Below are 20,462 nucleotides of genomic sequence, written 5' to 3'. Positions count from 1 at the left end.
GGGCCCCGCCGACCGCCGCGCATCGGGGCGGGTAGTCTCAGGGCCACGACGCTGCCGCCCATCCCGGGAGGACTCCATGAGTTACGCCCTGCTCGCCACCTACACCCTCACCGGCCCGCTGCCCCCGCTGGAGGATACGTGCCGTCGGCTCGTGGGCGAGTCGCAGCACTTCGTCGACCAGTCCGGGGCCACCACCCGCGGCTGGTACGACGTCTCCGGCTTCAGCGCCGGTGCCGACCTCCTCGTCTGGTGGACCGACGACGACCCCGAGCGCCTCCAGGACGCCGCCCACCGCCTGCGCGCCTCCGCGCTCGGACGCTACCTTGCCCCTGAGTGGTCCGTCATCAGCCGCGGAGACCTGCCGACGACCCCCGCCGGCGACTGGCTCGCCGTCCTGCCCGACACGCCCGCCCCCAAGCGCGTCACGGACGTCACGGTCACCGAGCTGACCGGGCGAGGCCTCGGTGCCCCGCAGGTGACCTCCCTTGTCGAGGGCCCCGTCCTTGACGACGTCATCGTCGCCGCCTCCAAACCCGCCCAGAGCGGGCTCGCGCGCGCCGTCGTCGGCGCCGGCTACACGGGCGTGCGCGTGAGCCCCGCGGAGTGGGCCGAGCGCCAGCCGCGCGCCTGACCCCGGGCGCAGCCGACCCGTACGCCGCTCTCAGAGACGGAAGCGGGCCCCCGACGTCGGCTCCGCCAGCCAGGCCAGCGCCGCCTCAATGCGCCTGAGAGACGAGGGAGCCATGGGCGAGGGCAGGCGGTCCGGGGCGAACCAGCCCACCTCGGTGGACTCGTCGTCGGCCACTCGCGCCCGCTGGGCCTCAGCGGGGCCCACTCGGCCCACGAAGCTGATGTCCATGAAGGTGCAGACGTCACCGTTGGGGAAGGTGATGGGCTCGCCCGCCGCCACATCCACGACGGCCAGGACCTTCGGGCTCACCCCCGTCTCCTCCATGCACTCGCGCATGACGGCCGCCGCGGGCTGCTCGCCCGGCTCCGGGATGCCCGAGATCACAGCCCACCTGCCGTTGTCACTGCGCCGCCCGAGCAGCAGACGGCCGTCGCCGTCGACGACGACGATGCTCACCCCCGGCAGCCATAGCGGGTCGTGGCCGATCCTCTCGCGCAGACGGAGGATGAAATCGGGAGTCGCCATATCGTGAGGCTACCCGGCACCGGCTCAGCGGGGCCGGGACAGGGCCACCTCGCGGGCCCGCTCGGCCCAGGCCTCGACCGGGTCATCCACCGGCACCGGCTCCCACTGGCCCCCCGAGCGCTCGACCGCGCGCGCCAGCAGCCAGTCCGCCACCGCCGGGTTCTTCGGCAGCAGCGAGCCGTGCAGATAGGTGCCGATGACGTGGTGGCTGCGCGCGCCCTCCGTGCCGTCCTGACCGTTGTTGCCCTCACCGGGACGCACGCGCCCCAGTGGCCGGGTACCCGGGCCCAGCCGGGTGAGCCCCGAGTGGTTCTCGTAGCCGACGACGGTCCCGAAGTCCTCCGACTCCACGGCGATGTTGCCGATGAGCCGCTGGTTGCCCGCGACGGTGTGGGCGTCGAGCACCCCGATGCCGGGCATCTCCACCCCACCGGAGGTGACGAAGTGGTGACCGAAGAGCTGGTAGAGCCCGCAGATGACGAGCATCGGCGTGCCGGCCTCCGCCAGGTCGCGCAGGGCCGGGCCGCGGGCCAGCAGGTCCTCCTTGATGCGCTCCTGCCCCGAGTCCTGGCCGCCCCCGCCGACGATGAGGTGCACGTCCCCCTTCAGCTCCTCGCCCCGGTCGTAGGAGAGCATCTCGACGTCATAGCCCTGCCACTGCGCGCGGCGGGCCAGGACCAGGGCATTGCCCCAGTCGCCGTAGATGTTCATGTCTCCGGGGTAGAGCTGGAGCAGGCGGATGCGGCCCCGGGCGGGACCGTCGGTCGTGTGCTCGTACAGGTCGCTCACTTCATGACCTCCTCGACATCGGTGAGCTCGGCCAGGCGGGCACGCAGGGCGAGCATCGCCGTGTAGCTGGTGAACACGCGCATCCGGTACCCCTCATCCTGGCCCGGGGCCCGGCGCAGCAGGTCGAGGGCCCGGGACAGGTCCGGCTCCACCGTGCCCACCTCGACGCCGTCGTAACGCAGGCGCAGCGCCATGTCCCAGGCGCGCACCCCCGTGACGACGGCGACCCCGCCATCACGCAGCGAGGAGAAGTCCACGTCCCACAGCCAGGACATGTCGCGGCCATCCGCGTGCTCGTCGTTGATCGCCACCATGACCGTCTCCGGGCCCCGCGTGCGCACCGCCTGCTCAGCGGTGAGCAGGCTCATGCGGAAGCCGGCCGGGTTCTTCACCAGCGACAGCTCGAGCTGGCGCCCGTCGAGGTCGAGGACCTCCCCGCGCCCGAAGGCCGCCCCGACGCGCGAGAGCGTGCCCAGCAGGGAGGGCAGGTCCAGGCGCCTGCCCATGACCTCGACCGCCATTGCCAGCGCCGCAACGGCATTGAGCTGGTTGTGAACCCCCGGGATGGTGAAGGTGATCGGGTGGTCCTCGCCGTCGACACGGATGACGGCCTGCTGGCCGTCAAGAGACTTCAGGATCACGCGCGCCGGCGGGCACAGCCGCTCGGGGCCCCCATGCGAGGCCGTCGACGGCGCCGCCCCACTCGGTCCGCCGCGCAACTCGTCGTCGGACAAGAAAACGTCGCGCAGGCCCTCGCCGACACCGAAGGCGCTCACCCGCGCCTCAATCCCCTGAAGGAAGTCGTCGTCGGACAGGCGCGGGTCGTCGGCGTTGGTCACGACGACGCCGGTGGTCGCCTGGGCGACCTGGCGCAGCAGAGTGGCGGTGTAGTCGATCTCCCCGAAGCGGTCGAGCTGGTCGCGCATGACGTTGAGCAGAAGGGCGCCGCGCGGGCGCACCTTGTTCACGAAGCGCACCGCATGAGCCTCATCCAGCTCGAGGACGGCCACGTGGGCGTCCGTGCGCCCGCTCCAGGAGACCTCAGTGAGCAGCGAGGAGAGCACCCCGCGCACGAAGTTCGAGCCGGTGCGGTTGGTCAAGACCTTCAGGCCCCGCTCCTCAAGGAGCTGGACGAGCATCTTCGTCGTCGTCGTCTTGCCATTCGTCCCGGACACGACGACGACGCCCAGCGGCAGCTGGTCGAGCGTGCGGCGCAGGAAGGCGGGGTCGGTCCTCTCGACAACGAGCCCCGGCAGGGCCGTGCCGCCAGTACCCCCCGCCCGCAGTCGTGCCACCGTGCGGGCGGTGCGCCCGAGGGCCACCGTGGCCGTGGAGCGCAGGGAGGTCAGCAGGCTCATCGTGTGCGGCTCCTCGGGGGGTGTGGTGCGTGAGAGTGCGACGCAAGTCTAGATGGCCCCGCCCGCCCCGTCTCAGGACGGGCCGGCAGGCTCAGCGCGGCACGACGACGGTCAGCGCCCCCGGCTCCACCACGGCCTCCACCCGGCGCGTGGAGCCCACCGGGTCCCCGTCGAGCTCGAAGGGGACCGGCTTGTCGGTCTCGATGAGCACCCGCCCGGCCGAGGTCGTGCGGAAGCCCTCGGCGTCCCGGCCGGTGAGGATCTGCGTGCCCAGACGGGCCCAGTCGATGACCCGGTCGGGCGAGGCGATCATGAGGTCGAGGGCACCGTCGTCGGGCTGCGCGTCGGGGAAGATCGTCATCCCGCCGGTGATGGTGCCGACGTTGCCCATGAGCGCCATGACGGTCGAGCGTTCCTCGGCCTCGCCGTCGTCCAGCGTCACGGCCACGGGGAAGGGGTCCGGCACGGCGTTCTGCATGGCGGCCACGGCGTAGGCACCGGAGCGGATGACCTTCTTGAGGTCGTCGTTCGTGTCCTCCATGATCTGGGCGTCCAGGCCCAGGCCCGCCATGACGACGAAGCGCTCGGTGCGCTCGGCCTGCTCCTGCGGGTCCAGCCAGGTGACGCCCACGACGTCGATGGCGCGCTCGCGGCCCGCGAAAGCCAGGTCGAGGGCGGAGTCGACGTCGAGGGGAACCCCGAGGTTGCGGGCCAGGAGGTTGCCGGTGCCCGATGGCAGCAGCGCCATGGGCACGCCGGTGCCGACGAGCTCAGCGCTCACCGCGCGCACGGTGCCGTCGCCCCCGGCGACGAGCACGAGGTCGGCGCCGTCGGCCAGCGCCCGGCGGGCGGCCTCATGCCCGGGGTCGTCCGCGCTCGTCTCCAGCCAGGTCGTGGGCCTCCAGCCGCGCTCAAGGACCGTGGCCTCGACGCGGCGGCGCAGAAGGGACAGGTCGTCGAACTTCGTGGGGTTGAGGACGACGGCGGCGTGGGCGTTGACCTGTTCGGTCGGCAGGCCCTGGTGCGCCCAGTCCACGAGGATGGGGCGCACCCCGCCGACCATGAGGGCGACGTTGGCGACGGCGACGCCGAACAGGGAACCGCCGATGATGTCGGACACGTGCGCCAGTCCCGTGGCCCACTGCGCCACCGCCGTGAGCAGGGTGAGGCAGCCGGCCAGGAGCGACCAGGTGAGCACGGAGGAACCCGGGCGGCGGTGGGCGCGCACGAGGGTGACCATCACCCAGGAGCCGATGGTGATGGCGGCGATGTGGCTGGAGGGGTAGGCGCCGCCCAGGCGCGAGACGGAGTCCGCGAAGGCGGTGGGCGGGAGCCCCACACCGAGCCAGGCGCTCAGCGCCAGGGCGGCCGGCACCCCGGCGGCGGCCACTGCCAGCGCGATCGCCAGGCGTCGCATGCGCTTCTTGTAGGAGAAGACGGCGACGGCGAGGACGGCCAGGAGCACGAGGAGCGGGTGGGTGAGCAGGGAGAAGGCCTCGGAGAGCTGGCCGCGCACCGAGCGCAGGGGCAGCGCGGGGGCGTCGAGTCGGGTGTCGAGGCTGGTGGTGCGGCCGGTGAGGACGAGCCAGGTCCAGGCGGCGAAGGCCAGCAGGGACAGGGCTGCGGTGCTGAGCTCGAGGGTGAGCAGGCGCGGGCGGGGCGGGGAGGTACGGCGGGCCATGGGCTCTCCTCGGGGTCCGTGCTGGGACAACAAGAAGGACGCCCGCGAACCTGCGGGCGTCCTCGTCGTCGGGGTGGCGGGATTTGAACCCACGACCTCTTCGTCCCGAACGAAGCGCGCTACCAAACTGCGCCACACCCCGTGTGCAGAGGGAACTATAACCACTCGCGCAGGACCGTGGGAAATCACCGGCCTGAGTGCTCAGTCACGTGCGCGCCCAGCGGCAGCCAGGTCACCGCCTCACTCGGCGGGCAGCAGCGTGAGCAGCGTGGCCTCCGGGCGGCACGCCAGGCGCACCGGCGTGAAGGGGCTCGTGCCCAGGCCGGCCGACACGTGCAGGTACATGTGGTCGGCCGCCTGAGGCTGACCGATCTGTCCCGGGTACTGCGACAGCCGTCGTGTGACGCGCTCGCGGTCCAGGTCGCAGTTGGTCACCAGTGCCCCAAAGCCCGGCAGGCACAGCTGCCCGCCGTGCGTGTGGCCGGCCAGGGCGAGGTCGACGTCGTCGGCACTCATGGCGGACAGGACCCGCCGGTAGGGGGCGTGCACCAACCCCAGGTGCAGCGGGTGGCCTTCGCGGCCGCGCACCCAGGTGTTCTCCGACGGCGACGGCCCGGCCGCCTCAGACACTTCGGACGGCTGCGGGTACACGTCCCGGTCCGCGTGAGGGTCATCCACCCCCACGAGCCGCACCCGGCGCCCGCGCACGCGCAGCTCGCCGCGCGTGTTCGTCAGGTCCACCCAGCCGCCCGAGCGCTGCAGATCGCGCACCTCGTGCCAGGGCAGGGCCTCGACCTCCCGCTGCGGGTCGTCCGCGTCACGCGGATCGCGGCGCAGGTAGCGTGTGGGCAGGCTGAAAGTGGTGGAGCGGTAGTCGTGGTCACCCATGACGAAGGCGCCCGGCAGCTGAAGGAAAGGCTCCAGCGCATCGCTCAACGGTGCCAGGCCGCTGGCGAAGGACAGGTTGTCACCGGTGTTGATGACGATGTCAGGCTGCAGGCGCGACAGCGAGCGCACCCAGGCCACACGAGCCGCGGTGCGGTCCGTCAGGTGCAGGTCGGACAGGTGCAGGAGCGTGAGGGGCTCCTCGCCCGGGGCGAGTACCGGCACGTCCAGGCGCCGCAGCACCGGCATCGTGGCCTCCAGCAGGGCGTAGCCCAGCACCCCGGCGCCGACGGCGGTCACCGTCCCCGCGGCGCGCACCGCCGCACGAGCGGCCGCCCGTACTCCCGAGTCCGTGACGCCCACGCTTCCCATGGTTCAGCCCCCGCTCACGGTGGTCGTCGGTGGCTGAGCCGACTGCTCCGTCGTGGAGGTGCCCGCCTCCCCGTCCTCCTCGTGGGACGCGGGAGTCGGCTTGGGTGTGCGCGCGGGGGTGGGCGTCGGCTGAACACCGAGACTCACCTGGGGGAAGTGCTCGTGGGGCGTGCCCGCCAGGGCGCCGTCCATGTACATCTTCCACAGGGGTGCGGGCGCATCCGAACCGTACATCGTCGAGTACCAGCGCCCGCCGATGACCTGGTTGTTCATGGGCGAGTAGCTCTCGGAGTGACCAAGCCAGACGGCGGCGGACAGGCTCGGCGTGAAGCCCGCGAACCAGGCGTTGTCCATCAGCTCGGTCGTCCCCGTCTTGCCGGCTGAGGGACGCCCACCCGCCAGGGCCGCGGTCATACCCGTGCCCGGGGAGCGCATGACATAGGTGAGGGTGAGAGCGGTCTGGTCCGCGGCCTCGGCCTCCATCACCTGCGTGCACTCCGCGGAGGGCACCGACAGCGCATTGCCGTCGGAGTCGGTGATGGCGTCGATGGCGATGGGCTTGCAGTACACACCGTGCGCGGCGAAGGTGGCGTAGGCGTTGGCCATCTGCAGGGGCGTGACCTCCTGCGAGCCCAGGGCGATGGAGGGCTTCGGCGCCAAAGGCTCCCCGGCATTCGTCGTCACGCCCATCTTGGCTGCCAGGTCCGTGATGGAGCAGATGTCCATCGCCGCGGTCATGCGGGCGTAGCCGACGTTGATGGACAGCTGGGTCGAGCGGATGACGTTGTTCGTGCCGCCCTCGAAGGCGTTGGCGTTGCCCACGTTCCAGTCGTCGGCGTTCTCCGGGGCGCAGGAGATCTTCCACGTCGCGGCCGGGAACCTGGTGGGCGTGGTGTTCATGGGCGTGTAACCCGAGCGCCCCTCCTGGTACCACTGGGCCAGGACGAAGGTCTTGAAGGTCGATCCGGGCTGGAACCCGGAGGTCCCGTCCTCGTTCTCCAGGCCGCCGTGCAGGGCGTCCACTCCCAGGGAGATCTGGGTCGCCGTCGGGTTGTCCTCGGTGGCGTCCCCGTAGTTCGTGTTCTGGGCGATGGCGAGGATGCGGCCCGTGCCCGGCTGCACCGACACCAGTGCGGCCTTGACATTGGACGGGTCCCCCGTGGGCACGTACTCCTGGATCGCGGCGTCCGCCGCGGCCTGCTTGGCCGGGTCGAGGGTCGTCGTGATCGTCAGACCGCCGCGCAGCAGCAGCTGGCGGCGCTCGGCCTCGGTCTCGCCGAACAGCGGAGAGTTCTCGATCTCGCCGACGACGTACTCGCAGAAGTAGGCGGCGCTGCCCGCCGCGGCACAGCCGCCGACCGTGTTGGTCACGTGCAGCATGTCCTCGATCTGGGTGGTGACCGCCTCGTCGTACTGCTCCTGGGTGATGAACTCCTCCTCGTACATCTTGAGCAGCACCCAGTCCATGCGGTCCTTGGCCGCCTCCGGGAAGGCGATGGGGTCGTAGGCGCCGGGCGCGTTCGTCATCCCTGCCAGCAGTGCGGCCTCCGCCACCGTCAGCTCGGCCGCGGAGTGGGAGAAGTAGTGCTGCGCCGAGGCCTCGACGCCGTAGGTCGAGGGGCCGAAGGCCGCGATGTTGAGGTAGCCCTCGAGGATCTGCTGCTTGGTGTAGGTCTGCTCGAGAGTGAGGGCGTACTTGATCTCCCGCAGCTTGCGTGCGGTGCTCCGCTCCGTCGCGGCGGCGATCTGGGCCGGGTCGTCCGACTGCACGCCCGCCTCGACGAGGACGTTGCGCACGTACTGCTGGGTCAGCGTTGACGCGCCCTGCGAGCCTCCCGAGGCGTTCGACACGAGCGCGCGCACCATGCCCGTGGGGTCGACGCCCTTGTGCTGGTAGAAGCGCCGGTCCTCCACCGCGACGATGGCGTTCTGCATGTTGACGGAGATCTGGTCCAGGGGGACCACGATGCGGTTCTCCGCGTAGAACTGGGCGATCTCCGTGCCATCTGCGGCGAGGATGACCGAGACCTCGCTGGGTTCGAGGGCGTTGAAGTCCGTGGGCAGCTCGTTGAAGAGCTGGGCTCCCGCGTTGGTCACCGCTGAGGTCGCACCGACGAGGGGCATCGCGAAGCCGGCCGCGAGGACTCCACCGAAGCCGGAGAGCATGACAAGGGCGAGGAGCATCGAGACGGCCTTGATCGGCGAGGGGGCCCGGCCGCGAGATGAGGACGACATGGCCCCAGACTACGTGCCTGCGCTGCTAAGACGTAGTGTGGGTCTCCCTGTGCGTGCCTGGGAGCCGCCTGGGCCCGCATGGAAGCCATGCTGGCAGGTGGACACACCTACACCCTGGTGGATCGATCTGTCCGGGGAATCGAGTCTCGGGCTCGGGGTGATTTGGTGGAACTGCTCACTATGGCCTACGGTGATGTGACGACGGCGACACAGTGGTCGCTCGTCGCGTAGACGGGAGCGTGACATGACCTTCGATCAGACCTGGGCGGTCCGCGCTTCCTGCGCCAACGTGGAACCGGACCAGCTCTTCGGCAAGGGCGCTGAGCAGCGCGACGCCCGCTCCTTGTGCTTCTCCTGCCCCGTGCGCATGGAGTGCCTGGCCGAGGCTCTGGACTCCGAGTCCTCCTTCGGTGTCTGGGGTGGCCTCACCGAGCGTGAGCGCCGTGCCCTCCTGCGGCGCTTTCCCGAGGTGGAGGACTGGAGCGCCTGGCTGCGCCAGGAGGACGACGAGCTCGTCGCTGAGATCCACGCCCACCGGGCCCCGCGCATTCTCGCCCGCGTCCGCTGACACGGCCCTGCGGCTGAGGTCCCTGCTGCACCGGTCGGCACCGTAGGCTTGACCCATGACCACATGGGAGTACGCCACCATTCCACTTCTCACCCACGCCACCAAGCAGATCCTCGATCAGTGGGGTGCCGACGGCTGGGAGCTCGTCCAGGTCGTCCCCGGCCCGACCGGCTCGGACAACCTCGTCGCCTACCTCAAGCGCCCCCGCCAGGACTGAGCGGTCGGCTCACACGCAGCACGGTGGCCCGCCTCCCAGCCGGGAGGCGGGCCACCGGTGTTTTTGTGTCGTAGTGCGGCGCCAGGTGCTCAGCGGGCCCTGCGGCGCAGCCGGTCGACGTCGAGCAGCGTCACCGCACGGCCCTCAAGACGGATCCAGCCGCGGGAGACGAACTCAGCCAGCGACTTGTTGACGGTCTCGCGCGAGGCACCCACCAGCTGGGCGAGCTCCTCCTGAGTGAGGTCGTGCGGCACGTGCACGCCGTCCTCCGTCGTCGAACCGAAGCGGTCCGCCAGGTCCAGCAGGGCCTTGGCCACGCGCCCGGGGACGTCGGAGAAGACGAGGTCGGCCAGCGCCGTGTTCGTGCGGCGCAGACGCTGGGCCAGCGCACGCAGCATGTCCTTGGCGAGCTGCGGGTGCGTCTCGATGAAGGTCATGAGCTGGCTGTGCTCGAGGGTGAGCAGGTCCGTGGGGGCCACGGCGGTCGCCGTCGTCGAGCGCGGGCCCGGATCGAAGAGGGTGAGCTCACCGACCAGCTCGCCGGGACCCAGGACCGCGAGCAGGTTCTCACGACCGTCCGCGGAGGCATGGCCGAGCTTGATCTTGCCGGACAGGAGGACGTAGAAGCGGTCGCCGGGGTCTCCCTCGTTGAAGAGTGTCTCGCCACGGCGCAGAGTCGTCTGCGACATCATGGCGCGCAGCTCCTCCTGCTCCTCGGGTCCCATCCCCTCGAAGAGTGGGATCCTGGAGATGATGCTGTCGTCCACGAAGGTCCTCCTACTGGTCCTTTGAGCCCGAGCCGAGCTCTCACGCGTCTATCCTGCCATGGGTCTGTGACCTATGGCACGCCGTCGAGCATTTTAGTCATGCTGCGCCACCTTTCAAGTCGGCCACAGCGGCCCTACGCCCCCCTTGGAGCAGCGAGCCGCCCCGCCGACTGACACCGGTGCGCCGCAGGACCCGAGAGCGGCAGGATGGGTACCGATGGCACGCACACCCTCACCGGTCCCGGCCCCCTCCCTCGTGGAGCGGGCCGCCGCCGTCGACGACGAGCTCCGCCTGCTCTACCCCGACGCCCGCTGCGCCCTCGACCATTCCGGCCCCTTCCAGCTGCTCGTCGCCACCGTCCTGTCCGCCCAGACCACGGACGCGCGGGTCAACACCGTCACCCCCGGGCTCTTCGACCGTTGGCCCGACGCCGCCGCGCTGGCCCAGGCCGAGCCCGCCCTCCTCGAGGGGATTCTGCGGCCCCTGGGCATGCAACGCACCCGCGCTGAGCGGCTCATCGGCCTGGGGCAGGGCCTGGTTGAGCGGCACGACGGCGAGGTTCCGGCCGAGCGCGATGCCCTCACCGCCCTGCCCGGCGTCGGGCGCAAGACCGCCAACGTCGTCCTCGGCAACGCCTTCGGCGTGCCCGCCATCACCGTGGACACGCATGTCGGGCGCCTGAGCCGCCGGCTCGGCTGGACCACTCACACCGACCCCCTCAAGGCCGAGCAGGACATCGCGGCGCTGTGGGCCCCGGAGCGCTGGACGGACGGCTGCCACCGGCTCATCGCGCATGGACGCTCGGTGTGCCGGGCGCGTTCACCGCGCTGCGGGGACTGCGTCCTGCTCGAGGCCGGCCTGTGCCCCCGGGTGGGCCTCTGACCCGGCCCCCGCCCCCGCTCCGACGACGACGCCGCCCCCGCCGTCGGGTTTAGGACATCTCCTCCAGGAAGGGCAGGACGGCCTCCAGCAGCCGCTCGGGCGCCTCGCGGTGGGGAAAGTGGCCCACCCCGTGCACCGTCACCTGCTGCAGCCTGCCCGCCACATGGTGTGTGTCACGCGCGTAGGCCTGCGCGGGCTGCACCGGGTCCAGCTGGCCCTGCACGCTCAGCACCGGCACCCGCACCGGATGCTCCAGCGTCGACAGCTCGCGGCGGCTGAGCAGAGAGTTGCGCATCGTCGCCATCGCTGAGCGGGCCGCTCCCGGGCGCGCCAGCAGCGCGGCGTAGTACGGTGCCGGCCTCGCCGCCGCCTCCCGCGTGCCCGGCGCCGCCCACGAGCGCAGCAGCCGCTCCATGCCCGCCGTCGTCGACAGGCTCCGCTCCGGCAGCACCGGCGTCTTGAAGGCGAGGTACTGCAGGGAGGCCCCGGACAGCCGCCGACCGCGCAGCGAGCGCACGGCCACCGGGTGCGGGGCGCCTACCGGCACGATGGCGCGCACCGTACCCGGGTCCCGAGCGGCCAGCAGCCACGCCACCTGACCCCCGAGCCCCGCGCCGACGACGAGTGCCGACTCGTGCCCCAGGCTGCGGATGACCCCCTGCACGTCGTCGGCCAGGGTCATGAGTGAGTAGCCCGACGGCGGACGGTCCGAACCGCCGAAGCCCCGCAGGTCCAGGGCCGCGACCCGGTGACCCGCCTCAGCGAGGGACGGCATGACCTCCGACCACGCCCACCAGCACTCCGGGAAACCGTGCAGCAGCAGCACCAGCGGGGGCATCGGGCCCTCGCCCGGCATCGGGTCCGGGCCGGCGAGGGCGACATGGAAGCGCGTGCCCCCGGCCGTGAGACTGCGGTGGGCCCAGGGGCCGGGGAGAGTAACGGAGACGGGCACGTCGGGAAGGTTACCGGCGCCGCGCCGGCGTCGGCACCGCTGTTCCACCTCAGCCGAGCAGAAGGGACAGGACGATGTACACCCCCGTGCCCCCGACGAGCGACAGCCCGATCTGGCGGCGCCACAGGTGCAAGCCCGCCGTCGCCACGATGCCCGCCAGCGCCGGCACCCACCGCGCCGGGTCCGCGACCACGCCGTCGAGCGTGTAGGCGATGAGAACGATCATGACGCCCAGCGGCATGGTCGTCGACAAGAACTCCACCAGGTCGCTGTGCCGGCCCCGCAGGAGCACGAAAGGCGTGAGCCGGCAGGCGAAGGTGAGGGCCGCGACCACGATGACGGCCAGGATCATCTGAGTGGTGGACAGCATCAGGCGCCCACCTCCTCGGAGGCGGCCACGCCGTCGGACGAGCTGGTCGTACGCCGCCACAGGAACAGGGCGGTCAGTCCGACGGCGAGCACCCCCAGGGCGCTGAGCAGCGCGGCCCGCCCGCCGACGGCGAGCCCCACCGCGCCGGCGACGGCTCCCAGTGTCAGCACCGCGAGGTCCGGCTGCGTGCGCCAGTTCTCGATGGCCAGGACGACGAACAGGGAGGTGAGCACGAATCCCAGGAGCTGGATGTCCTGGCCGACCACCGCCGCGAGCCATGTACCCGCGAGTGCCCCCGCCGTCGTGCCCAGGATCCAGGAGAGCTGGCTCAGGACCTCCACGCCCAGCAGGTAGGTGCCGCTCATGCGCGTGCGGTCCTTGGAGGCGAGCAGGGCGTAGACCTCGTCCGTGATGGCGTGCACCGCGTAGAGGCGTCGCAGCACACCGCCGCGGAGCCGCTCCAGCGGGAAGCCGAGCCCGTAGAACACGTGGCGGCCGGAGACGAAGACCGTGGATGCGGCGATGACCGTCAGGGGCTCGCCGGCGGCCGCGAGCGGTACGAGCAGCATCTGCATCGTGCCCGAGTAGATGACCAGCGACCACAGCGGTGCCCACCACCAGGACAGCCCGGCGGCGGCCAGCAGTGTCCCGGCGGCCATTCCCAGGGTGAGGTAGCCGATGACGACGGGCACGGCGTCGCGCGCGGCGTCGCGAAGCGTCTGAGTTGGGAGGTCGTCGGGGAAGGGCACCGCCTCAGGGTAGGAGTGCCGGTGGCGACAGCGGCACCCCGACCTCATGGTGAGACCGGGGTGCCTGTGGGAGCGGAAGGTGCGGGTGGGGTCAGTCGACGTTCTTGCGCACCTGGTCGACGACCTCCTGCTCGCGTCGTCCCGCCCGGCGGGCCGAGTGGGAGACGACGCCGACCATGATGAGCAGCAGACCGGCCCAGGCCAGGCGCCCGGTGGCGGCGTCAGACCACACGTAGGAGGCGAGGTTCGCGCCCGGGGTCGACTGCTGGGCCAGGCGGTCGAGCACCGGTGACAGGTGCAGGTTCATGACGCCGGGCGCGGCGAGACCCACGATCCCGATGAGGAGGGCAAGGACGCCCACGAGGATGGAGCCGAGTGAGGAGCGACGGGCCGTCCACAGGGCCAGGACGAGGGCCAGGGCGCCGACGGCGAGCTCCACGAGTCCCGGGACATTGAGGACGAACCGGTGGGGCTCGGTCGCCGTCAGCACCTGCGCGGCAGAGTCGTGCAGGAAGAACCAGGCGAAGGGCAGCAGGACGACGGAAAGCAGGATGCCCGCCCAGTGAGCGGTGGTACGCGGGGCCGGCTTGCCGACGACGGTCGAGCCCTTGAGGAGGATGTCGTCCTCCGTGCGCGGGGCCGCGTGCCGAGGTCGGTGCTCCGTCCAGGCCAGGGTGAAGGCCTCGTCCTGCCTGTTGGGCTCCGCTGTGGGTTTGTCCTCGCGCGCGCCTGCCCGCTCTGTGCTCTCTGTGCTCTCTGTGCTCTCTGTGGTCTCGAGGGGCCCGGCCCGGGTCTCCTCCTCGGGGGCGGAGACGGTCACCGGGTCCGGGATGGCGTCGGTCTGCTCCTTCTCGGAGGTGACGGTCTCGTCGGCAGCGGCCTCGGCGTCGGCGAAGATCGAGCGGCGGCGCACGGTCAGGGAGTCGGCGGAATTCGCGGCCTCGGCGGCGGGCTCGTCATCCAGGACCGGCGCCGGGACCGGGACCTCAAGATCGTCGCCGAGCACCACGGCCTCAGCTGTGGCGGGGTCGGACGACTCGTCCTCGAAACGGGTGGGGTTCTCGGTGCTCACAGGACCTCCTTCGTACCTGGCCACCGTAACGGCCCCACAACCCGGCGCACGGGAGGCGTGCCGCGTGCGCCCCTGACGGGTGCGGCGCACAGCCGCCTCAGGCCTCCGACGTCCCGCCCCGCAGCAGACGAGCCTGGCTCAGGCGCCCCTCACGGCGAGCCAGGTGCACGCCCCAGCCGATGGTCGCCAGGATCACGCCCGCGCCCACAAGGCTGATCCCCGCCGCGTCCGCTGGCGCCAGCACCCCCGCCAGGCCACGGCCCGGCAGATGGCCCAGCCCCGACAGCAGCGGCGGTAACCCCGCCACCGCCAGCAGCGGCCCCACCACGCGCGCCCCGAGCGTCGAGCGCCCCGCCCAGGTGGCACCCGACACCAGCAGCGCCAGGGCGCACAGCAGAACCCCAAGGCCCTGGGCGGTGGGCAGAGTGGAGGTGTCGGTGACGATACGGCCGTACTCCTCGCGCAGCAGGTACAGGCCGCCGACGACGCCCGCCGCCACCGCCGGGAAGGACAGGACGTGGTCACGACGCCGGTCCGGCGGCGGTGCCGGCCTCACCCCGAGCGCACGGTCCGCCTGGGCCTGGGTATGGGCATGGCGCGCCTGCTCGCGGCCCGCCCGGCGCGCCACGTGCATCGCCCACGCCCCGCCCAGGGTCAGGCCCGCCAGGATGAGCACCATGCCGGTGGGGATGAGGGCGCGCGCCCACGCCACGGGCGCGTCAGCAGCGCCGCCCGGGCCGACGAGGATGATGCCCTGGGTCGCCAGGGCGACGAGGCCCGTGACGAGGCCGCCCAGTGAGGAGCGGACGGCGAAGAGCGCCTGCGCGGCGCCCGAGACCATGAAGAGCACGACGATGGCCCCCAGGGCCGCCGCCCAGCGCCCCTCCAGGGACCACGAGGCCGCCAGGCCCGCCACCGCCAGCAGCACGGGAGCCAGAAGCGCACCGACGACTGCGACCAGCGCGTGATCACGTCTGCGACCGCGCGGGACGAGGGGGACGCCGCCACCGGGCGCCGGGACCGCGCCGACGGGGGAGCCTGGCTCACGGGGCTGTGTCGTGCTCACGGCGCAGAGAATAGCGGCGGGCCAGTGGGGCGGGACGTCGGATCGGATACCGGATCGGAGGACGGGTGGCCGGCGTCCCACTTGCTGGCGCCTAAGGTGGCCCGGTGAGCACCGACCCCGCCGTCGCCGCGCTGCGTGCCGTCGCCGCCCACCCGCGCGTGCGCGAGGCCGAGGCCGCTGTGCGCGAGGCCTCCACCGCGCTGAGGTGGAGCGAGGCACTGCGCCGCCGCTGGCGCGAGGCCCGTGTCGAGGCCGCCGTGCGCGGGGCCGTCGCCTCCGCCGGCGTCGAGGGCGCCGTCGTGCCCGCCCGCCTGCTGCGCGAGGCCGTGGCCGAGCGCACCCTGACCGAGGCCCTGACTGGAGACCCCGCCCTCGACGCGGCCGCCGGGTTGTGGCGCGCCGGCGTGCGCCTGACCCGCTGGTGGCCGGACCTGCGCGGCCCCCTGCGCCCCGCCCAGCCCACTCCCCGCGAGCTGCTGGCCGCCCTGCACCGCGACGTCGTCGGACCGCTCGCTGCCGCCGGGACGATCCCCGTGGCCGACGTCGCCGTCCCCCGCCCGGCCGGGACCGCACCGCTCGAGGGCGGACCCGGGCCCACACCGGACGGGCCCGCCCTGACCGCACGCCTCGACGGGATCCTCCACCTCGTCGACGTCCCCGGTGCTCCCGCCCTCGTGCGGGCCGCCGTCGTCCACGCCGAGACCGTCGCCGCCAGACCCTTCACCGCGGGCAATGCCGCCGTCGCACGCCTGCTCGCCCGACACCTCGTCACCCGCGACGGCCTGGAGCCCACGGGGGTGGCTGTGGCGGATCTGTGGGCGGCGCGAGACCCGGGCGGTTACGCGCAGGCGCTCGCGGCCTACGCCTCGGGCACGGGCGACGGCGTCGTCGACTGGGTCGTATGGCAGGCGCAGGCGCTGCTCGTCGGCATCGAGGAGGGGCTGAGCCTGTGCCGCGACATCCAGGCCGGCACTACCGCCGCGGGCGCACAGGGCCGCTCGTGACCGCCCAGGCTGCCACAGCGCCGACGGCGAACAGCCCGGCGGCGGCCACCCCCACCTTCCACAGCTGCGGCAGAGCCTCGCGCATCTCCTCCAGGGCGTCGGCCCCCGCATGCCGGGCCACACGCACCGGCGGCTCGAAGTCCCGCACGGGCCAGCCCGCTTCGGCGGCGTGGCGGCGCAGGTCGCGGTCCGGGTTGACGACCACCGGGTGCCCCACGGCCTGAAGCATGGGCAGGTCCGAGACGGAGTCCGAGTAGGCCCAGGAGGAGGACAGGTCAATGCCGTGCTCGGCGGCGTCCGCCTCGAGGGCGGGCACCTTCGCGCCGTGCATGAGGGAGCGCTCGACCTGACCGGTGAAGCGGCCCGCGGCGTCCACCTCCATCCGTGAGGCCACCGCCCGGTCGGCGCCGACGAGCCTGGCGATGGGCAGCACCGTCTCCTCCGTCGAGGCAGAGACGATGACGACGTCGTGACCCGCCTGGCGGTGTGCCTCGATGAGGTCCAGGGCCTCGGTGTAGATCGCGGGCTCGATGGCCGTCGCCATGGCCTCGGCGACCACCCGCTCAACCTCCGCACGCTCGATACCCGCGCACAAGGCGGCGATCTGGTTCATCAGGCGGGTGCCCTGCTCGCCGTCGGCCCCGAAGAGGAGGTAGGGGAGCTGGACGACGACGCTGCGCGCGAGCGTGGGGGCGGAGATGAGGCCCGAGCGGCGCATGGGCATGGACAGCGCGAAGGTGGTCGAGGTGGACAGGACAGTCTTGTCGAGGTCGAAGTAGGCGGCGGTGCGGGTGGCGGCCAACGTCCCTCCTCGGGCCTGGTGCGAGCCGGTGCGGGGTCCACAGCACCGGCAGGGCCCGATGCCGGGCCCCGCGACCAGCCCAGTCTAACGAGGACCGGGCTCCACAGGCAGCCCCGCGGCAGGCCCGCCCAGAGTTGTCCACAGGCCGGGCGGGGGAGGGCTGCGCCCCGCGTCGTCGGGACGCACTCTGGGGCGATCCCGTCCGAACGCACCCGCAGGAGGCCCACGTGAGCAGCACCAGGTCCCGGATCCTCGCCGTCACCGGCGCCCTCGGCGGCTGCGGCGCCACCACCCTCACCCTCCTGCTTGCCCGGGCCCTGGCCGCCCAGGACTGGCGCGTCGCCGTCGTGGACGCCGACCCCGCCGGAGGTCTCGGCCTGCACCTCGGTGACGGCCTCGGCCCCGGACTCGTGTGGGGCGACCTGCCCGCCGACGAGACCGCCTTCCGTTCCGCCCGCCTCACCCGGGCCCTGCCGGCCTGGCGTGGCTGCCGCATCCTCACCGGTGACGACCGGGGCGGGCCCGAGGGCCCCGGACGACTCTCACCCATCCTCGACGCCCTCGCCCGTGAGCAGGACCTCGTCCTCATCGACCTGCCCCGCACATGGACCCCGCCACCCGGGGCCGAGACCCTGGTGCTCACCGGCCAGGACCTGCGCTCCGCCGTCGCCGCCCGAATCCGTGCCGCCCGGATGCCCTCGAGCACCCCCGCACTCGTGGTGCGCCAGGTCGGGGAGGACCTGTGCGAGGCCGAGCTCGCCACCTTCACCGGCTGCACCGTGCTCGGCCACCTCCCGGAGGACCGGAGCGTGCGCCAGCGCGCGGCCCTGGGCGACGACGTCACCTCCAGCCGGGGCGCCTCACGTCGCGCCGCCCGACTCCTCGCCGAGCGCCTGTGCGACCGGCCAGAGCCCGCCCCGGTTCCCAAGCCCGCCGAGCGCCCACCCAGCTGGGCGCCGCAGTGGCTGCCCCTGGGCGTCGCGCTCCCGCAGGGGATCGGATGAGCCCCACCGACCGGCTGGACCTCCGGGCCGCAGGCGCCCCGGCCGACACCGAGCTCGAGCGTGTGCGCTCCGCCCTCGCCCGCGGCACCGACCTCGCCACCGCCCTCGACACCCAGGCCCGCCCGGCCCGGGGAGCCGACGGCCTGGCGGCCCTGGGAGAGCGGGTACGCGCCGACGTCGAGGGTGCCGGGCCCGTCCTGCAGCCCCTGCTCGAGACCGACGGCGTCACCGACGTCCTCGTCGGCGGCGGGCACACGTGGATCGACCGCGGCCACGGGCTCGAACCGGTCCCCGCAGCCGCCCTGCCCGAGGCGCAGGCGCGCGCCCTGGCCGTGCGCCTGGCCGCCTCCGCCGGACGCCGCCTGGACGACGCCAGCCCCGTCGTCGACGCCACGCTCGCCGACGGCACCCGCCTCAACGCCGTCCTTCCTCCCCTCAGCGACGACGGCACCCTCATCTGCCTGCGCACCAGGCGACGGCGGGCCTTCACTCTCGATGAGCTCGTTGCCGTCGGCACCGTCGCCTCCCCCCTCGCGCCCGTGCTCGCAGCCCTCGTGTCCGAGCGCGCCTCCTGCCTCGTCACCGGCGCGACCGGCACCGGCAAGACGACCCTCCTGGCGGCCCTCCTCGGGCTCGTGGCCCCCACCGAGCGGATCGTGTGCGTCGAGGAGGCCAGCGAGCTGTGTCCCGACCACCCGCATGTCATCCACCTGCAGGAGCGCGGGGCCAACGTCCAGGGTGTTGGCGCTGTGCCCATGACCGCCCTCGTGCGCACCGCCCTGCGCATGCGCCCCGACCGCATCGTCCTGGGTGAGTGCCGCGGGCCTGAGGTGCGCGAGGTCCTGGCCGCCCTCAACACCGGGCACGAGGGCGGCTGGGCCACCCTGCACGCCAACTCTCCGGCGGACGTGCCCGCCAGGCTCACCGCCCTGGGGGCGCTCGCGGGCCTGGATGAGGCGGCGGTGGCCGCCCAGACGGCCAGCGCCCTGCACGCCGTGGTCCACCTGCGCAGACTGCGCACCGGCGGCGGGGACAGGCGCGTCGTCGAGCGCATCGGTGTGCTCTCGCGCGACCGTGAGGGCCGCCTTCACTGCGACGACGCCCTGCTGCGACGCTCCGACGGGACGCTTCATGCCGGTCCCGGGGTGCAGCGGCTGGCGGCGCTCGTGCCCGATGGGGTGCTGGCGAGCGGGGTGTTCCCGGACAGGGTTCCGCCGGACGGGGTTCTGCACGGCGGGGCGAGGGGGGCCCGATGGTGAGCGCGGCGCCCCTGCTCGCCGGGCTGCTGCTCGCCCTGGCCGTTGCGGTCGTGCTCCTGCCCGCCCGTCGCGAGCCCCCGGTCGGCACCGTCGGCTCTGCCGGGTCTGCCGGCGGGGCCTGGACCCGCCCCGGGCACGGCCGGCAGCGGGCACCCGACGTCGCCCTGCTCCTGACGGAGGTCGCCACCCTCCTGCGTGCCGGCGCCACGACCCAGCGGGCCTGGCAGCGCGGCCTCGAGCGCGCCGGCCTGAGCGAGGGCACGGTGCCCGACGACGACGGCGTGCCCCCGGCCCTGCGCGCCCTCGCCACACCGCCGGGCCACCACCCTCGCGAGCTCCTGCGTCGGCTGCGAGACCCGGACGACGCCCGACGGCGACGCGAGGCCGCTGCGGCCGTGCCCGGGGCCGTGGCCGCCTGTCGTCTGACCGGCGCGCTCGGTGCCCCTCTTGCTGACGTGCTCGAGGCCGTCGCTGAGGGCGTGGCTGACTCAGCCCGCGCCGAAGCCTCGCGTGCCACCGCCCTGTCCGGGCCGCGCGCCACCGCCCGCCTGCTGGCCGGGCTGCCGTTGTTCGGTCTGGTCCTGGGTGCGGGCGTCGGGGCCAGGCCCCTGCAGGTACTGCTCGACGGCGGCTGGGGCAGCGCGCTCGGTGCTGGGGGACTGGTGCTCGTGGTCATCGGGCACGTGGCCACCTCGCGGCTCGTGCGTGCTGCCGAGCAGGATCAGGACGGTGTGGACGAGGCCCTATGCCTCGACCTGGCCTGCGCGGCCCTGAGGGCGGGGGCCTCGGTGCCGGGCTGCCTCGAGGCGCTCGGCCGGGCCCTGGAGGAGGACGCGCTCGGCGTCGTCGGAAGGGCGCTGCTGCTCGGGGCCTCCTGGGAGGCGGCATGGCAGGCGCCCGAGCATGCCGGGGCGGCCAGGGCCCGGCGGTGGCGCCACCGCCGGGAGGGTCTGGAGCTCAGCCTGCGCCCCGGTTGGGAGGACGGGGCCAGCCCCGCACCCCTGCTGGCGGCCCGCGCGGCGGCGCTGCGGGCCGGGCGCCAAGCCGCCGAGCGTGAGGCGGCCGAGCGGCTGGCCGTGCGGCTCGTTCTGCCACTGGGCCTGTGCCACCTGCCCGCCTTCCTCATGCTCGCCATCGTTCCGGTGGTCCTCAGCATCGGTGGTGACCTCCTGGCCGGCTGAGCCGGGTCCGGGTCCGGAGCAGAGACCGGTGCTGGGGCCGGGTCCGGTGTCGGGGCGCGGGCTGGGTCCGGAGCCGGGGCGCGCGGACGATC

The 20,462-nt window shown here is 73.2% G+C and carries 21 protein-coding genes and 1 tRNA gene; 8 read left to right on the top strand and 14 right to left on the bottom strand.

The annotated features are described in order from the left end of the window. The first annotated feature begins 76 nt into the window (after positions 1–76). Positions 77–631, top strand: coding sequence for a chlorite dismutase family protein (locus ID810_RS11620; RefSeq protein WP_196781507.1), 555 nt, complete (start codon positions 77–79; stop codon positions 629–631). Between the two features lie 30 nt (positions 632–661). On the opposite strand, the gene ID810_RS11610 is transcribed toward ID810_RS11620, so the two are convergent. The 7 genes from ID810_RS11610 to ID810_RS11580 all read right to left on the bottom strand — a co-directional run bounded on the left by ID810_RS11610 (position 662) and on the right by ID810_RS11580 (position 8,476). Then, entirely contained in the window at positions 662–1,156 is a 495-nt protein-coding gene (locus tag ID810_RS11610; RefSeq protein WP_166858257.1) for an NUDIX hydrolase, read from the bottom strand. Between the two features lie 24 nt (positions 1,157–1,180). Then, on the bottom strand, positions 1,181–1,945 hold the full coding sequence (locus ID810_RS11605; protein WP_166858259.1) for a type 1 glutamine amidotransferase: 765 nt from the start codon (positions 1,943–1,945) through the stop codon (positions 1,181–1,183). After that, positions 1,942–3,303, bottom strand: a complete 1,362-nt coding sequence (locus ID810_RS11600) for a Mur ligase family protein (RefSeq protein WP_166858261.1) — start codon at positions 3,301–3,303, stop codon at positions 1,942–1,944. Before ID810_RS11600 ends, ID810_RS11605 begins: the two co-directional genes overlap by 4 nt. A 91-nt stretch (positions 3,304–3,394) precedes the next feature. Beyond that, complete coding sequence (locus ID810_RS11595; RefSeq protein WP_166858263.1) at positions 3,395–4,984, bottom strand: bifunctional phosphatase PAP2/diacylglycerol kinase family protein; 1,590 nt, start codon at positions 4,982–4,984, stop codon at positions 3,395–3,397. Positions 4,985–5,052: 68 nt separating this feature from the next. Beyond that, a tRNA-Pro gene (locus ID810_RS11590) sits at positions 5,053–5,126 on the bottom strand. A gap of 98 nt (positions 5,127–5,224) precedes the next feature. Further along, positions 5,225–6,232, bottom strand: coding sequence for a metallophosphoesterase (locus tag ID810_RS11585; RefSeq protein ID WP_425321770.1), 1,008 nt, complete (start codon positions 6,230–6,232; stop codon positions 5,225–5,227). 12 nt (positions 6,233–6,244) lie between these two features. Then, entirely contained in the window at positions 6,245–8,476 is a 2,232-nt protein-coding gene (locus ID810_RS11580; protein WP_235931703.1) for a transglycosylase domain-containing protein, read from the bottom strand. Positions 8,477–8,720: 244 nt separating this feature from the next. On the opposite strand from ID810_RS11580, the gene ID810_RS11575 reads away from it, so the two are divergent. Further along, on the top strand, positions 8,721–9,044 hold the full coding sequence (locus ID810_RS11575; RefSeq protein WP_166858265.1) for a WhiB family transcriptional regulator: 324 nt from the start codon (positions 8,721–8,723) through the stop codon (positions 9,042–9,044). Between the two features lie 55 nt (positions 9,045–9,099). Then, positions 9,100–9,261 carry a Sp36 family protein gene (sp36, locus tag ID810_RS11570; protein WP_166858267.1) on the top strand — a complete coding sequence of 54 codons (162 nt, stop codon included), beginning with the start codon at positions 9,100–9,102 and terminating at the stop codon, positions 9,259–9,261. 89 nt (positions 9,262–9,350) lie between these two features. On the opposite strand, the gene ID810_RS11565 is transcribed toward sp36, so the two are convergent. Continuing rightward, positions 9,351–10,028 carry a Crp/Fnr family transcriptional regulator gene (locus ID810_RS11565; RefSeq protein WP_166858269.1) on the bottom strand — a complete coding sequence of 226 codons (678 nt, stop codon included), beginning with the start codon at positions 10,026–10,028 and terminating at the stop codon, positions 9,351–9,353. A gap of 217 nt (positions 10,029–10,245) precedes the next feature. On the opposite strand from ID810_RS11565, the gene nth reads away from it, so the two are divergent. Next, complete coding sequence (nth, locus tag ID810_RS11560) at positions 10,246–10,911, top strand: endonuclease III (RefSeq protein WP_166858271.1); 666 nt, start codon at positions 10,246–10,248, stop codon at positions 10,909–10,911. A gap of 49 nt (positions 10,912–10,960) precedes the next feature. On the opposite strand, the gene ID810_RS11555 is transcribed toward nth, so the two are convergent. The 5 genes from ID810_RS11555 to ID810_RS11535 form a co-directional block, all read right to left on the bottom strand. Continuing rightward, positions 10,961–11,863 carry an alpha/beta fold hydrolase gene (locus ID810_RS11555; RefSeq protein WP_166858273.1) on the bottom strand — a complete coding sequence of 301 codons (903 nt, stop codon included), beginning with the start codon at positions 11,861–11,863 and terminating at the stop codon, positions 10,961–10,963. Positions 11,864–11,912: 49 nt separating this feature from the next. After that, positions 11,913–12,233, bottom strand: coding sequence for a branched-chain amino acid transporter permease (locus ID810_RS11550; protein ID WP_166858275.1), 321 nt, complete (start codon positions 12,231–12,233; stop codon positions 11,913–11,915). Next, positions 12,233–12,982, bottom strand: coding sequence for an AzlC family ABC transporter permease (locus ID810_RS11545; protein WP_235931701.1), 750 nt, complete (start codon positions 12,980–12,982; stop codon positions 12,233–12,235). Before ID810_RS11545 ends, ID810_RS11550 begins: the two co-directional genes overlap by 1 nt. A gap of 91 nt (positions 12,983–13,073) precedes the next feature. Beyond that, positions 13,074–14,054 carry a hypothetical protein gene (locus ID810_RS11540; RefSeq protein WP_166858279.1) on the bottom strand — a complete coding sequence of 327 codons (981 nt, stop codon included), beginning with the start codon at positions 14,052–14,054 and terminating at the stop codon, positions 13,074–13,076. Between the two features lie 97 nt (positions 14,055–14,151). Next, positions 14,152–15,120: a hypothetical protein gene (locus tag ID810_RS11535; RefSeq protein WP_166858281.1), complete on the bottom strand. Its 969-nt coding sequence runs from the start codon at positions 15,118–15,120 to the stop codon at positions 14,152–14,154. Between the two features lie 104 nt (positions 15,121–15,224). On the opposite strand from ID810_RS11535, the gene ID810_RS11530 reads away from it, so the two are divergent. Next, the gene (locus tag ID810_RS11530; protein ID WP_166858283.1) at positions 15,225–16,124 is read left to right on the top strand and encodes a Fic family protein; all 900 of its coding nucleotides are present in this window, start codon (positions 15,225–15,227) and stop codon (positions 16,122–16,124) included. On the opposite strand, the gene ID810_RS11525 is transcribed toward ID810_RS11530, so the two are convergent. Continuing rightward, a complete protein-coding gene (locus tag ID810_RS11525; protein ID WP_235931699.1) occupies positions 16,093–16,926 on the bottom strand; it encodes an HAD family hydrolase in 834 nt (277 codons plus the stop codon). The genes ID810_RS11530 and ID810_RS11525 overlap by 32 nt on opposite strands. A 227-nt stretch (positions 16,927–17,153) precedes the next feature. Here ID810_RS11525 and ID810_RS11520 point away from each other — a divergent pair, with 227 nt between their 5' ends. From ID810_RS11520 to ID810_RS11510, 3 genes are read left to right on the top strand one after another with little or no spacing between them, the layout of a single operon-like run. Beyond that, a complete protein-coding gene (locus ID810_RS11520; RefSeq protein WP_166858285.1) occupies positions 17,154–17,930 on the top strand; it encodes a nucleotide-binding protein in 777 nt (258 codons plus the stop codon). Then, complete coding sequence (locus tag ID810_RS11515) at positions 17,927–19,189, top strand: TadA family conjugal transfer-associated ATPase (protein ID WP_188232631.1); 1,263 nt, start codon at positions 17,927–17,929, stop codon at positions 19,187–19,189. The genes ID810_RS11520 and ID810_RS11515 overlap by 4 nt, the downstream gene beginning before the upstream one ends. Beyond that, positions 19,186–20,370 carry a hypothetical protein gene (locus ID810_RS11510; RefSeq protein ID WP_166858287.1) on the top strand — a complete coding sequence of 395 codons (1,185 nt, stop codon included), beginning with the start codon at positions 19,186–19,188 and terminating at the stop codon, positions 20,368–20,370. Before ID810_RS11515 ends, ID810_RS11510 begins: the two co-directional genes overlap by 4 nt. Positions 20,371–20,462: the final 92 nt, after the last annotated feature.

This window comes from Actinomyces respiraculi, assembly GCF_014595995.2.
GTDB classification, from domain to species: Bacteria; Actinomycetota; Actinomycetes; order Actinomycetales; family Actinomycetaceae; genus Actinomyces; species Actinomyces respiraculi.
The sequence above is the reverse complement of the archived record's forward strand: the minus strand, read 5'-3'. Positions and strand labels throughout refer to the sequence as shown.

Excerpts from the sequence above, each read along its gene's own strand:
- nth (WP_166858271.1), top strand. The coding sequence starts at position 10,246 with ATGGCACGCACACCCTCACCGGTCCCGGCCCCCTCCCTCGTGGAGCGG.
- ID810_RS11610 (WP_166858257.1), bottom strand. The coding sequence starts at position 1,156 with ATGGCGACTCCCGATTTCATCCTCCGTCTGCGCGAGAGGATCGGCCAC.
- ID810_RS11600 (WP_166858261.1), bottom strand. The coding sequence starts at position 3,303 with ATGAGCCTGCTGACCTCCCTGCGCTCCACGGCCACGGTGGCCCTCGGG.
- ID810_RS11580 (WP_235931703.1), bottom strand. The coding sequence starts at position 8,476 with ATGTCGTCCTCATCTCGCGGCCGGGCCCCCTCGCCGATCAAGGCCGTC.
- ID810_RS11515 (WP_188232631.1), top strand. The coding sequence starts at position 17,927 with ATGAGCCCCACCGACCGGCTGGACCTCCGGGCCGCAGGCGCCCCGGCC.
- ID810_RS11550 (WP_166858275.1), bottom strand. The coding sequence starts at position 12,233 with ATGCTGTCCACCACTCAGATGATCCTGGCCGTCATCGTGGTCGCGGCC.
- ID810_RS11620 (WP_196781507.1), top strand. The coding sequence starts at position 77 with ATGAGTTACGCCCTGCTCGCCACCTACACCCTCACCGGCCCGCTGCCC.
- ID810_RS11595 (WP_166858263.1), bottom strand. The coding sequence starts at position 4,984 with ATGGCCCGCCGTACCTCCCCGCCCCGCCCGCGCCTGCTCACCCTCGAG.
- sp36 (WP_166858267.1), top strand. The coding sequence starts at position 9,100 with ATGACCACATGGGAGTACGCCACCATTCCACTTCTCACCCACGCCACC.
- ID810_RS11575 (WP_166858265.1), top strand. The coding sequence starts at position 8,721 with ATGACCTTCGATCAGACCTGGGCGGTCCGCGCTTCCTGCGCCAACGTG.